The organism is Rhizobium sp. RHZ02, assembly GCF_014851575.1.
GTDB classification, from domain to species: Bacteria; Pseudomonadota; Alphaproteobacteria; order Rhizobiales; family Rhizobiaceae; genus Rhizobium; species Rhizobium altiplani.
The window spans coordinates 14,318-27,738 of record NZ_JACUZX010000032.1 but is presented as its reverse complement, the minus strand read 5'-3'; the positions used below and the strand labels follow the sequence as shown (position 1 = coordinate 27,738).

12 protein-coding genes are annotated in these 13,421 nt (G+C 56.0%); 11 read left to right on the top strand and 1 reads right to left on the bottom strand.

Annotated elements, in window-relative coordinates:
- Window positions 1–326 precede the first annotated feature (326 nt).
- The 5 genes from IB244_RS28155 (at window position 327) to IB244_RS28135 (ending at window position 6,620) form a co-directional block, all read left to right on the top strand.
- Window positions 327–1,031, top strand: a complete 705-nt coding sequence (locus IB244_RS28155) for a helix-turn-helix transcriptional regulator (protein WP_192306366.1) — start codon at window positions 327–329, stop codon at window positions 1,029–1,031.
- A 240-nt stretch (window positions 1,032–1,271) separates the two neighbouring features.
- Window positions 1,272–2,591 (top strand): nucleotide sugar dehydrogenase, encoded by a 1,320-nt coding sequence (locus IB244_RS28150; RefSeq protein ID WP_192306364.1) that lies wholly within the window; start codon window positions 1,272–1,274, stop codon window positions 2,589–2,591.
- Window positions 2,592–2,690: 99 nt separating this feature from the next.
- Window positions 2,691–4,064, top strand: coding sequence for a glycosyltransferase (locus IB244_RS28145; protein ID WP_246734724.1), 1,374 nt, complete (start codon window positions 2,691–2,693; stop codon window positions 4,062–4,064).
- A 16-nt stretch (window positions 4,065–4,080) separates the two neighbouring features.
- The gene (locus tag IB244_RS28140) at window positions 4,081–5,181 is read left to right on the top strand and encodes a hypothetical protein (RefSeq protein ID WP_192306360.1); all 1,101 of its coding nucleotides are present in this window, start codon (window positions 4,081–4,083) and stop codon (window positions 5,179–5,181) included.
- The gene (locus tag IB244_RS28135; RefSeq protein ID WP_192306358.1) at window positions 5,178–6,620 is read left to right on the top strand and encodes a mannose-1-phosphate guanylyltransferase; all 1,443 of its coding nucleotides are present in this window, start codon (window positions 5,178–5,180) and stop codon (window positions 6,618–6,620) included. Before IB244_RS28140 ends, IB244_RS28135 begins: the two co-directional genes overlap by 4 nt.
- A gap of 70 nt (window positions 6,621–6,690) precedes the next feature.
- Here the strand turns inward: IB244_RS28135 and IB244_RS28130 are convergent, their stop codons facing one another.
- Window positions 6,691–6,981 carry a hypothetical protein gene (locus tag IB244_RS28130; protein WP_192306356.1) on the bottom strand — a complete coding sequence of 97 codons (291 nt, stop codon included), beginning with the start codon at window positions 6,979–6,981 and terminating at the stop codon, window positions 6,691–6,693.
- 144 nt (window positions 6,982–7,125) lie between these two features.
- Here IB244_RS28130 and IB244_RS28125 point away from each other — a divergent pair, with 144 nt between their 5' ends.
- From IB244_RS28125 to IB244_RS28100, 6 genes are read left to right on the top strand one after another with little or no spacing between them, the layout of a single operon-like run.
- Window positions 7,126–8,127, top strand: a complete 1,002-nt coding sequence (locus tag IB244_RS28125; RefSeq protein WP_192306354.1) for a right-handed parallel beta-helix repeat-containing protein — start codon at window positions 7,126–7,128, stop codon at window positions 8,125–8,127.
- A gap of 4 nt (window positions 8,128–8,131) precedes the next feature.
- Entirely contained in the window at window positions 8,132–9,562 is a 1,431-nt protein-coding gene (locus tag IB244_RS28120; protein ID WP_192306352.1) for an MBOAT family O-acyltransferase, read from the top strand.
- A gap of 7 nt (window positions 9,563–9,569) precedes the next feature.
- Window positions 9,570–10,670: an alginate O-acetyltransferase AlgX-related protein gene (locus tag IB244_RS28115; protein WP_192306350.1), complete on the top strand. Its 1,101-nt coding sequence runs from the start codon at window positions 9,570–9,572 to the stop codon at window positions 10,668–10,670.
- 4 nt (window positions 10,671–10,674) lie between these two features.
- Window positions 10,675–11,448 (top strand): hypothetical protein, encoded by a 774-nt coding sequence (locus IB244_RS28110; protein WP_192306348.1) that lies wholly within the window; start codon window positions 10,675–10,677, stop codon window positions 11,446–11,448.
- Window positions 11,445–12,782 carry an alginate O-acetyltransferase AlgX-related protein gene (locus tag IB244_RS28105; RefSeq protein ID WP_192306346.1) on the top strand — a complete coding sequence of 446 codons (1,338 nt, stop codon included), beginning with the start codon at window positions 11,445–11,447 and terminating at the stop codon, window positions 12,780–12,782. The genes IB244_RS28110 and IB244_RS28105 overlap by 4 nt, the downstream gene beginning before the upstream one ends.
- Window positions 12,783–12,787: 5 nt before the next feature.
- Entirely contained in the window at window positions 12,788–13,417 is a 630-nt protein-coding gene (locus IB244_RS28100) for an alginate O-acetyltransferase AlgF (protein WP_192306344.1), read from the top strand.
- The last annotated feature ends 4 nt before the right edge of the window (window positions 13,418–13,421 follow it).

Sequence of the window (13,421 nt, the reverse complement as noted above, 5' to 3'; positions counted from 1 at the left end):
TTCATGCCGTCGTTGCCGAACGCAATGAAGCAACCGTGCCTCCCAGCATGCGGTAATCCATTGGACATCAAGCGAAAAGCGGCAATAAAGCCAGACTTACCCGGCATTGTGTGGAGCGTTCTTCTCGCGATGCGTAGCAAAGTTTCAACGAGAAGACGTAATTATCTAAATTCCGTCTTGACAGATTAAGTAATTTTTAAAATTATCTCCACGTTCTCTAGCTTTCTGCATGTCATTGGAGGCAGTGCGCCATGGTGTACTGGATATGCAGCAAGTTCCTATCAGTAATAAATGGGAGGAAGTTTCATCTTGATTGAGGAACTTTCATGGGAACTAAAAGGATTCGTGTTTCGGTAATTTGCTCGTCCGGTGAATTATCCGAAAAAATTCGGTCGGGAGTCTGTGCTGATCACGGGATGTGCTTCGTCGACACGAAGCGTGCCGGTGAGTCTGCGCATGAATTTGTCGCCCGAACATTGCCCGCGGTTGTATTATGCGAAATAGCCAGTTCCGCCGACGTTGCGACTGGCACTGCAATACGCCGTTTGGCCGACACCGAGACAGAGTATCCGTTCACCCTGATATATGCCCTGAGCCGCGCAAGCGCGGATCTCATTCGTGACATCTATGTCGATGGCGTATCAAGCATGGTGTTTACGAATGACGACAACAGGGACATTCGCGCAGCAATCGCGAGCGTTGCGGCTGGTCATCACCATATCAGTCCCGCGGTCTTCAGATCGCTACCCGATTTACATATTCGCAGCTTCTACTCACTTCTCAACGGCCCATCACCTGCGGCATCGCGGTTGTCGGAAGGCAACCTGAGCGTGCGCGAAGAACTCGTTCTCAAGCTGATTGCCTATGGCTTCAGCACCAAGGAGATAGCGGCAGAGATGCGGCTAAGCACAAAAACGGTCGACACATACAGAGCACGTGGAACAGACAAGCTAAGCCTTTCGAGCCGCGCAGCCATAGTAAAATATGGAGCATCAAAAGGTTGGTTTGATATTTATCAGCAACAAAGCTGACTATTCCTCAAGTATTTTATCCAGTTATTCTTTCTGGAACTCCGCGTTCCGGAAGGATATTCCTATCTAAACGATATACTACTTCCAATTTCCCCTACATCTATTCTTATTTATCCGACTTTTTTTCTTTTTATCCCAACGTATTCTTCGTATGTGCCTGACGACACCTCGGTACGCCGGAGAACCGTCCCGTCGTGTTGCCAGGCCACTCGGAGCAAGATGCAATCGTGGGGACACGTTATGGCGAGAATTAGTATACTTGGTATCGGATACGTTGGAGTTGTGTCTGCGGCCTGCCTTGCAGAAGATGGACATACCGTCGTTGCCGTCGACATTGATCCGGCCAAGGTGGCAAAACTAAATGCCGGCGAAGCGCCAATCGTGGAAGCGGGGCTGACGCCATTGCTTGAGCGCAACGTTGCGCGAGGTCGGCTGAGCGCCACGACAGACATTGCCGCTGCCATTGCCGAAACGGACTTAACGTTCATTTGCGTCGGCACACCCAGCGCGCCAGATGGTGCTGTCGGATTGGATTACGTCAAGCAAGCTTGCGGCGACGTTGCAAAGGCGATGGCACAAAAGGCGTCCTTCCACTCTGTCGTGGTGCGATCGACCATCGTTCCGGGCACCATGAACACCCATTGCATACCAATCCTGGAGCAGCAGTCCGGATTGATCGCGGGCGAAGGATTTGGTGTCGGCTACTATCCGGAGTTCCTCCGCGAAGGCACCGCCATCGACGACAATTACAATCCCGGCCTCATCGTTTTTGGCGCGATAGATCCTATCACCGAGCGACTGCTGCGCGACATCAACGAAGGATTGCCATGTGCCATTAACGTCGTTCCTTTGGCGACGGCGGAAATGATCAAATACACCAGCAACTCCTGGCGTGCGGTCAAGGTCACCTTTGCAAACGAAATCGGGAACATTGCCAAATCCTGCGGCATCGATGGTCAGCTGGTGATGAAGGTGCTGTGTTCAGACGACAAGGTGAACATGTCACCCTATTTCATGCGACCCGGCTTTGCGTTTGGTGGTTCTTGCCTGCCAAAGGATGTTCGCGCCCTTCGGCATCTTGCGCAAGGCAAGGCAATTTCAACGCCATTGCTTGACTCGGTCCTGACAGCAAATGCCGAACAGATCGAACGGGCGGAGGCGATGGTCGAGAACGCGCCGGGCAAGTCGATCGGGATGGTGGGTATCAGCTTCAAGGCAGGTACCGACGATTTGCGTGAAAGCCCATTGGCTGAGCTCGCATCGCGGCTGATATCCAAGGGTTTTGATCTTAGAGTCTACGATCCGAGTGTCAGCGTCGCCTATGAACATAGTATGGGCGGCTCGGGCCGGGGGAGCGGCGTCGTCCCAGACCTTAAGGAGCGCCTTGTCAGCAAAATCGACGAGCTCATCTCAGGCGCTGACATCCTGCTTGTCGGCAATCGCTATGACGAAGCGCTTGAGCCTCTGACCGCGGCGGCTGCAACCAAGAGCCTGGTTGACCTCACTCGCATCGATCCGAAGATGCGCTCGGGTGGTCTTTATGCCGGCATCTGCTGGTAGGAGCTGAGTGTGCTGGGCCATCTCCTCTATATCCTTGTGTTCTCGAGCGTCGCGGTTGCGATCCCCGCTCACCAGCTTGCCGAGAACACGGGGCTAATCTTGACCATCGGCACATTGGGAATGTGGCGATATGGCTGGGGCGCGATCAACTTTGTCCGAGCGCAGATCTTCATTCATGTTGTTCATCCTCGTCGGCGCGCCACCCTTTCGCGGATTTATCTGGAACGGAAGCGCCCGGCTCATTCTTTCTTCCTTGCGACGACGTACAAGGTCGATACGGCCGTCACGACCAAGGTCTATCGCTCCCTTTTTAAGGCGGCGGCGGCTTCACGAGGTGGTGCTACGGTTGTTGCCTCGATCGTGGATGCTGCTGACGAACGGCTCATTCGGCAAATCTATTCGCTGATGCGGTCCGAGATCGCTCACGTGAGGCTAATTGTTGATCGCATTCCCGCTACTGGAAAACGCGATGCACTTGCAACCTCCTTGCGCATCATAGCCCGGCAGTGCCCTATGCCCGACGACATCGTCGTTCTCATTGATGGTGACAGTTGCCCACCGGAGGATCTCGTCGAGAAGTGCGCCCCCTTCTTCATCGATCCCAAGATCGGTGCGCTCACGACGGATGAGGATTGCGAGATCGTGGAGTCCCGGCTGTTCCGAGACTGGTTCAATTTACGCTTTACTCAACGCCACATGATGATGTCTTCCATGGGACTGTCCGGGCGCGTCCTGACGCTGACAGGACGTCTGTCGCTCTTTCGGGCATCGCTCGCCTGCGACCCGGATTTTATCGACAATGTGCAACACGACTGGCTTGTGCACTGGCGACTTGGAACCGTGCGGTTTCTGACCGGGGATGACAAATCAACCTGGTTCTGGCTGCTCAAGCGCGGATTTAAGATGGCCTATCTGCCAGACGTTCGTTCGGTCTCTATGGAGAGCCAGCCAAAGCCCGGATTCGTTGATTCTGCGGTTGCGTTGATGCTGCGTTGGTTTGGCAACATGCTGCGAACGAACGGAAGAGCGCTCGCACTAGGGCCACGCCGTATTGGTTGGTTTACGTGGTGGTCTGTGCTCGACCAGCGTGTATCGATGTGGACAACACTGTTTGGTCCGGCGACTGTATTGATGTCGGCTCTTCTTGTCAGCCCTCTTGTCCTGCCTCTCTACTTGGCATGGGTCATGTTCACCCGGTACATTTACTGCTGTCTGCTAACGACCTTCAGGCCCGCCTTTCCGATCACCTACCCATTCCTGTTGTATTTCGGCCAGATCGGCGGCGCCCTTGTAAAAACCTTTGTCCTCTTTCGCCTCGATCGGCAAAAATGGACCCGGCAGTCCACCGCACGGCGTGCGCGTCCGGCATCTGCATCCGAACGCTTGCGAAACCTTTCCTCGACTTACGTTCACCTGCTGGCGAGCTCCTGGCTCCTGCTCGCCGCCCTTATGATTTCCACCGCAAAAATGTGACTTGGAAGGATCTCTGATGACGACAATCGACCATCGCGAAAAAGAAGTGCCTTCAGTCGACAAGGGTGCGGGTGACGTGCCCGATTTCGCAGAGGCGAATGAACATCCGCGCTTGCGTATACCGTTTTCCGTCACGATCGATGGCCGCGCTTATGAAGGGGTAACCCTTTCCATGGTAGGCGCCAGAATTGCCGGAATTGCAGCGGCTAACTGGGCGGGAGCCGCCAAACTTGCCATCTTTCGCTTCAACTTCAAAGAATTCTGGTTGTCGCTGCCGATCGACGTGACGGTTGCGTCGAGTGATAGCGAAACCGGCGCAATGATCTTGCGATTCCGCGATCCGACCGGTCAGCATATGCCGCAGATCCGCTATCTCTTGAATAGCTGGCTTGCAGGCGACCCGGTTACCCTGAACGGGCTCCTTGGCACGCCAGGGACGGGACAAGGTGAAAGTACGTCCACTCCAAAAGGCGCCCTGCAGCCAGGTAACGCTGTTCTGGCCAAGGTAGCCGGGACACTCGGCATCAGTTTGGCCACCATTGGCCTCATCGCCTTCATTGCATCAGGACTGAGCAACCGGCTTTTCGTGACTGACGTCGATGGACCCGCAGTGGTTCAGCGTCAGGGCCTGACAATGAAGGCGACCACCAGCGGTCAGATTGACTTTATCAATTTGAACGCCGCGGCCGGCCAACCGGTCTATTCGATCCTGTCATCGAATGGCGTTTCTCTGACCGCCAGCATGCCTTGCGACTGCGACGTGATCCCAGCAGGAATCGAACGCGGCTCCACGGTCCTCCTCGGTCAACCGATCCTCGATGCGAACAGGCGCGACGCACCACTCATCGTCCAGTCTACTCTGACAGGCCCCGAACTGCGCAGACTGGGCATGGGGGCGACAGCTGAAATTGAAACGCCTGCCGGAAGTCGAATTGAGGCCAAGGTTGTCCTCGACCGCACGGCCACCGGCCCCGGTGGGCCCTTGCCGGTCACTCTCCTTCCCATTCGGCCATTGGAGGCCACTCCCGGAACACCGGTGGCGGTGCGCCTCGACAACTCGCCTGAACTACTGCGTTCCATGAAGGCCGGCCTGTCATATCTGTGGGGTTCGAAATGAGTGACATTCATCCACTGATTCTCTGTGGAGGTTCAGGGACTCGTCTTTGGCCGCTTTCGCGAGCTCATCAGCCAAAGCAGTTCCAACCGATCAATGGCGAAGGCTCCCTGACGTTCTTTCAGAGTACGGTTCAACGCCACCGCAGCGATCTGTTCTCCGACCCGATCGTCTGCGTCGGTTCTCGTCATGTGCAAACCGTTGGCCGCCAGCTTCGTGAAATTCAAAGCAAGGCACACATCATAACTGAGCCAGTGGCAAGGAACACGGGTCCAGCGGTACTGGCGGCATCACTCTATCTTGCTGGTGCCAAACCTGATGCTGTGCTGGTCGTGCTTCCATCTGACCATGTCATTAAAGGCGAGCTCAATCGGTTGATTGCACAAATGCACGATGCGGCCCTGGATGGATTGGTCGTGACCTTCGGTATTCAGCCCAGCTATGCCGAAAAAGGCTACGGGTACATCATGGACGGAGGCCGGTTCGACCATTATCCAGGCCTGCATCGCGTCGAAAGCTTCATCGAAAAGCCGAGCACCACAATCGCTCAATCGTTAATTGACACAGGCTTTGCATATTGGGCCTCGGGCATCAGCATGTTTCGGGCAAGCAAGTTGATCTCGGAATACCAGCGTCACGACCCGGCGACATTTGCGCATGTGCAGGCGGCTCTCCAGTCCGCCTCGCCCCTTGAAGCAGAGGCGGGGCTGCTGCTCGACGAACGACATTTCATGAAAGCTGAAAATCAACCAACCGAAAAGGCGGTGTTTGAACGGTGTAAGGACATTGCCCTTGCGCCGGCAGCGATCGAATGGGACGACGTCGGCGGTTGGACCTCTCTCCACGCAATCGGAATGAAGAACGAGAGTGGCAATGTCACGTCAGGGGACGTCGTTCTGTTTGATACACGCGGCTCTCTGGTCCGCGGCGGCGAGCGTTTGGTAGCTGTCGTCGGCATGAACGATGTGGTCGTGGTCGATACCGACGACGCATTGCTCGTCACAAACAAGGCAAGCTCCCAGGACGTCAAGCGGATTGTCGAGCACCTCGTGACCCTAAAGCGTCGGGAAGCAGAAAATCATCGCAGCCAGGTCACCGAGTGGGGCAGGATCAAGTCGATGCAAGCAGGCCCCGGCTTTGCCATGGACCTTCTCAGCATAGACAGCGGAAAGACCGTCACCCTTGTTGGCGAGGAGGGCGTATCCCGGACTCTCGCCGTCATCCACGGTCGTCTGCAGCTTGTCGGTGACCACACCCAATCTGAGTTAACTCCCGGACTGTCGGCGATGGTTGCGATCGGCAAGGAGGCAAGACTTGTCAATACCGCGGATACGCCGGCCGAGGTTATTGAAATCAGCTGTGGCAATGCCAGCGCACTTGGCCTGTCCGGTCAGTCCCTTGCCGCCATTGCGGCTGATGTGAGGGCGGCCGATTATGCCTAGTCGTCCTGCCTTTGTTATTGCCATTGCCGCTTGTCTAGCGTGGCCGCCTTTCGCGCTCGGCCAGCAAGCGTCATTCAATCGACAGCTGGAAGCGCTCGAGCTCGAGACACGCAGCTTGGACGTGCCGTCCGCCGAGATCTTCGCGCGCGCCAACGAGTTTGCCGGAATCGGCAAATTGCAGGCGGGGGAGCACGCTGCGCGACTTGTGCTGCCAGAAGGTCAAAAGCGTGTCAGTCGTTCGCCCATCGACATTCTCATGCGCCGCATCGGACTTTCGGCGAGCGAGGGCTTCGTAGAGGCGAGCCTCAAGGCACAGCCCGACCCGCAGGCAAGCGCCATCGTTATCGAAAGTGGCTCTCATACGTTGGAAGATGTTCGACAGGCATTGGGGTCGAAGGGGATTGGGAGCTATCTGGAAAGGCGGCCGCAAGGATATGTCGCCCACCGACCCATCTTCATTTGGGGCGGTGGGGCACTGACAATCGGGCCTGGCGAGACATTGACTTTGGACGGCAGCCAGGGCGCTTTTATCGTCAATACCGGCGCGCTCGAAATCATTGGCGCCCGACTGGATGCAACACCGGGTGCAAAGAGCGATTTCCGGCCATTTCTGCTGACGACATTTGCCGGCGCGACACAAGTTAGCCGAAGCGTAATTGCCGACCTCGGCTCTCCCGCGTTTCCCGAATCAAGCGGTTTGGCATTTACGCATCAACAGTTTTCGACTTCGGGAACAGCGTCTATGCTGAGGGATAACGTGTTCAGGAACGGCGTTGGGGTCGCAGTCACCGCGTCGAATAGGCTTGACGTTATCGGCAATCGATTTGTCGACGGCTCGAAAACAGCAGTCCTTGTAAAGGCGGCGCGCGATGTGCGTATTGCCGACAATATCGTTTCGCAACGAACCGGTACGCACGGCATCAAGGTAACTGACAGCTCCAGTCAAATCGACATTTTGCACAACGTTATCATTGACAGTCCAGGCAACGGAATCCTTGTGGATGGTGGAGCAACTGATGTCAGGATTTCTCGCAACCTCGTCGGCAAATCAAGGCTGGCAGGCGTCAGTGTCGCTGGTTCAGCGTGTGTTGCAATCACAAGCAATTTTGTCATCGCCAATGGCTCGCGGGGCATCGCGATGCGGTCCGTCCTTAGGGGCAAGGTTGAAGACAACCATCTTATTGCAAATGGGTCGGCGGGTCTGGCGATTTCCGGACAGTCCGACCATGCCGCCCTCCTCGTTTCTCGAAACATTTTCAAGGACAACCGCTTCGGGTTGAGCGGAGCAAGGCTGGGAGAGTTAAGCCTTTCCGCAAATGACTTCGAGCGGCAGCTTCCAAGAATCGCTGATGGCGAGTTCTCAGCCAATCTCGGCGAACTGCTGGAATTTGTCGCATCCAGCAAGCCTGGAGAATTCAAGCTGGCGTCGACCACGTCAGAGGGTGGTGAGTTGTCGCAGTTTTCAGCGGTCGATCTGGCTCGTTGTGTCGCCAAGAAGAGAGCATGACGTCATGGTGTTTTCCTCCGAGGTTTTTGTTTTTCTTTTTCTTCCAACCTTTCTGGTCGCCTACTATGCGACTCCCGTCGCTGGCCGCTCTCTTACCATCCTCATAGCCTCCTATATTTTTTACGGCTGGTGGCGGATGGATTTTCTGGCGCTGCTGTTTGCGACCACAGTGTGGGTTTACACCTTCGCGATCGCCATCGAGCGCAATCGGGAGCGGCAATTGGGAAAGATCCTGTTGACGCTTGGTATATCCGGCTGCCTGACAGTGCTTGGCATTTTCAAGTATCTGAATTTCTTTATCGACAGCTTTGCGGCCTTGATCGGCACGGATGCCGAGGGCCTTGGTGTCCACTGGCGTCTCATCCTGCCAATCGGCATCTCCTTTTATGTCTTTCAGTCGATCAGCTACCTGATCGATGTCTATCGCCGGGACACAGCGGCAACGCGTAACTTCATTGATCTGGCTGCATACAAGGCTCTGTTCCCGCAACTCATCGCGGGACCGATCCTGCGTTTCAAAGATCTGGCGGACCAATTCAAGCATCGTGAACACACGTTGCAGAAGTTTGCCGACGGCACGGCACTGTTTGTCATCGGCCTTGCAAAGAAGGTGCTGATTGCAGATCCGATCGCGCCGATCGCGGACAGCATCTTTTCAAGCCCTCACCCGACGCTGATCGAAGCCTGGCTTGGCTCCATCGCCTACATGATGCAGCTCTACTTCGATTTTTCCGGATACAGCGATATGGCGATCGGACTTGGCCTGATGATCGGGTTTCGCTTCGCTCCAAACTTCGACGCACCATATCTCAGCCGCAGCATCACCGAATTCTGGCGCAAATGGCACATCAGCCTTTCAAACTGGCTTAGGGACTATCTCTACATCCCGCTTGGTGGTAGCCGCCACGGCCCTATTCGGACCTACGTCAACCTGATCTTGGTCATGCTGCTCGGTGGGCTCTGGCACGGTGCCAACTGGACTTTCGTGCTCTGGGGCGGATGGCACGGTGGCTGGTTGGCGGTCGAACGCGCAACCGGCTGGAACAAGATTGCAGCCTCGCGGTCGATTGCATTACCCACAACGCTTTTGATCGTTTTATTGGGTTGGGTTATTTTCCGGGCAGAGAACGTCTTTGTCGCGCTCGACCTCTATACAGGCATGCTGGGGTTCAACGGGCTGTGGGTTCGACCAGCGCAACTTCTCGATATCACACACGAGGGATTGCTCACGCTTGCGGTAGGTTGCGTCATTGTCGCGAGCGAGCCTTACCTCCTGGTCCTGGAACGGACGAACGTTGACCTGCCCTCTGCTGACGGGAGCGCTACGGCGCGCCAATCCATTGCTGTGCCTTTAGTGCTGACATTGCTGGCAACCGTGACGGTATTGAAGCTCGCGGAGGCCAATCACTCGCCGTTTCTCTATTTTCAGTTTTGAGGAACCAATGCAGATCCACGCTAGATATAATACAGCCGCAAGACTGCTACTCCCGGCGATGTTGTTTGGCTATGCACTTGTAGCGAATGTAGACATTCGCCATCAGTTGGCAGGGGCGCTTTCGAAACTTCCTGCCAACCTCGACCAACTCAGCCATGGGCTGATTGGTACGACGCTCGAAACCGTCTACAAATCAGAACTGCCACATCGCGAGTTTGCGGTCGAACTGGTTGGAGCTGCGCGCTACATCCTTTTTGGCGAGGGGCGCCGCGGTGTGGTTGTCGGAAAGGGAGGATGGCTTTTTTCCGAAGAAGAGTTTCGCGGTGCCGCCAACGCTGACACCGGCATCGAAACCGGTGTGCGCGAGATATCAAAAGTGGCCGATACTCTTCGCTCGCATGGAATTCGGCTGATCATTGTGCCTCTTCCGGCCAAAAGCGACATTTACCGCGAAAATCTTGCCGACGACCGGTATGCCTCGATCGCGGAGCACCGATATCTCGACTTTGTCCATTCGCTGTCCTTGGCAAAGATTGACGCCGTCGATACGCGGGGTGCCCTACTCGTCGCCAAAACCAGCGAGCCCGTCTTCCTGAAGACAGACACGCATTGGACACCAGCAGGCGCCAAGGCTGTGGCAGGTGCGGTTGCAGCATTCTCAGGTATCGTCACCCAATCGCATTTTGCCTTGAAAGACGAGCCGAAACGCACGGTGGAGGGGGACCTCGTCAAGTTCGTGACCGGCGAAAGACTGGCGCCGTCGATTGGACTAGGACATGAAGTCGTCGCACCACAAACGGCAAGCCGAGATGAGGCGGGACCTCTGACCGACATTCTTGGCGAAAGCGACCGGTTCCCCGTCGCTCTGGTCGGCACCAGCTACAGCGCCAATGACACGTGGTCCTTTTCCTCATACCTGGAAGCCGCATTGGGAGTTGATGTGCTGAACGTCGCTGAGGTCGGCCGTGGACCTGTTGTTCCCATGCGCAACTTTCTGGCGGCCAACAGCCAGCTTGAGGGACAGTCGACTGTCTTATGGGAGTTTCCGGTTCGTTACCTGACAGAGCCTCGACTCTGGGATGCGCCTGCATCTGCGGTTAGGGAGTAGATAAATGCGGATTCATGCCCTCCTGCTCGCTTTCAGTTTTGCGGTCGGTCTCGGTAGCAATGTTACACCAGCCGCCGCGGTTACAAAGAACGCCGAGGCCACGAAATCAAAGGCAGACGCGAAGCGCTATCGACAAGGCTTCAATCAGGGGATTACGAGAACAGACCAGCTGGAGGGCCCCGAGCTGCAATCAATCCGGCGGCGCATGATTGCCCGCCAGCGCGTTTCCTACAAGGAGCTGCAAATGCTGGCCGACCGGGGCGACGGCGTGGCTGCAATCTACGTGGCCAAACGACTTGCGGCAAACCCGACGCTTAAAGCGGACGCAGTTCACTACTACACGATCGCATGCAGCACAGGCCGTGCAGGTGCTGTTGCTCCACTTTCCAGATTGCTCAGCACCGAAACCGGCTCCATCAGCGACCCACGGCTTGATCAGGCAGAGCAGACCCTTCGCGACCATGCCGCCCATGGGAATCCTGTTGCGGTCGCTCAACTCATCAAGTTTTACAAAAGTGGCCATCCTTTCGGCGCCAAGCCCGATGAGGTCATCCGCTTAGAACGACAGGCCGCCTCCAGGGGCGATGCAAAGACAGCCCTCGATATGGCGATCTCGATGATTTCGCAGGGGCTGACAAGTGAACAGGAAAAAAAAGAAGCAAGGCAGTTCCTGATAACCGCGCAAACAAGTGCTGAACCCAGCACGAGGGCGGTGGCGGCCGCTGTCCTGCGCCGACTGGACACAGAACCCACCAATCTTGTCGAGGTCTCTCAATGATGAGCCGTATCAGACAATCGGCGGTGCGTACCGGCATCGCAATCGCGCTGACCCTCGGTTCGTGGGGGACCGGCTACGCGGCGTCATCGGCATTCGGATGCGCAGGTCTCGAGACCAATAAGCAACTTGCATCGGTCGAGGGACGGAATGGGTTCTTCTATCGGGTTATTGCGGACTTGCGCATGGAGCAGCAGCTTTCCGAGCATACTGCTGACCAGGTCGCAACGATCGCCGAGGCGCTTGAGGCCCAGGGAACGACGCTCGTTTATGTACCAATACCAACAAAGAGCCTCGTGCTGCCACAATATCTGCCTGCCACGGCAAGCAGTGACTTTGGGTTCGACTACGATGTGGCAAAGAGGGCTTATGAAGGCGTCATTCAGCGACTGCGCGAGCATGGCATCGTGACCGTTGATCTGTTGGAAAGGCTCAAGGAACAGTCCGGCGAGGAACCACCATTTTTCCAGGCTGACTTCCACTGGACGTCAGCCGGAGCTCGTGCCTCGGCAGGAAAAATTGCGGAGGTAATTCGCTCACTCCCAGGTGCTGGCGAACTGCAGAAGGCAGAGTTCGAGACAAGGCCGACAACGCCGTCATCCATTATCTCTACAATGCGGCGAATGCTGCAGGCCAGCTGCACGGATGCTTTGCCCCTACCCCGCACGCAAGGGTATGAAACCGTCGAGACCGACAGCGGAGCGAGCGCGATCGACATATTTGGAAGTCCTTCGTCCGGTGGCACCGTCGCCCTGGTGGGAACCAGCTATTCGGATCTTCCGGCGTCGAACTTTGCTGGCTTTTTGTCGCAGGCTCTATCAACACCAGTGACGAACTACTCGATTTCAGGCGGCAACCAATTCGGTTCTATTACCTCCTACCTGACGTCAGAGGTCTTCCAGGCAAACCGGCCTCGTTTTCTGATCTGGGAAAATCCCATCTACAACAATCTCGGCAAGTTCGGTGACGCACCACTGATCGAACTGGCGACAGCTGCGCGTCAAAGCTGCCGTAGGATCGACCCCGAAAGAATTTCTCCTCTTGGTCCCACGACAGTGAGTGTGGCCCTTGAACAGGGCGAGGTCTCCGATTCCGCCGTAATCTATGCATTTTCTGGCGACACGCTCAGCCGACACGCCACTTTGAGCTTCAAACTGAACGACGGTCACGACTACCAAAGCAGTATCGTGAGGGCAGATCGAATGGTCTCGACGGGCCGCTTCTACTTCCCGGTGCGATACTTTGCCAGCGAGGCATCCAAGCGAATTACCCTCGAATTCGACCGCCTATCCACAAACGCGGCAGCAGTGAGTGTCTGCCATCCCAAAGCAAGGTGAGGATCATGTTTCTACCACGCACATATGCGCTCCTTTTGACCATGATGCTGGCCCTGCCAACGCTTTCATTGGCCCAAGATGCCGGACTGTATGGCAAACCGATCGATCCCAATGGATCCTTTATCCGGATTCTCGATACCAATGCCTCAGCCGCTGTGATCGCGGGATCCCAGGTTGCGGGTTTCGACGATGGCGTATCGCCTTATGTGGCCGTCAAGCCAGGCAACGTCGACATGTCGATCGGCGCTGAGAGCATCAACATCACAGCTGCCCCAGGCAAGTACTACACCTACGCCAAGCTATCGGACGGGCAGACAAAACTCTATGTGGATGGCGTCAAGGACGACCCTTCCAAGGCGCAGGTCTATCTTTACAATCTCAGTGATCTTGAAGCCATTGACCTCGCCGTGCCCGCTGCAAATGCAACGGCAATCAAAGGGGTTGCCTCCGGAACATCCGAGAGTGTTTCGTTACGAGCCCCGCTCAATCTCAGCTTCGCAATTCAGCAAGGTGGCAAGACCATCACGCAAACCGACAAGATCGACCTGAAACGGCGCGCCGGATTCAGTATCGTCTTGTCGGGCAATGCGGGCGACTACCACGTTGTGGTCACCGAAAATCATCTCAACCAATAGGGGG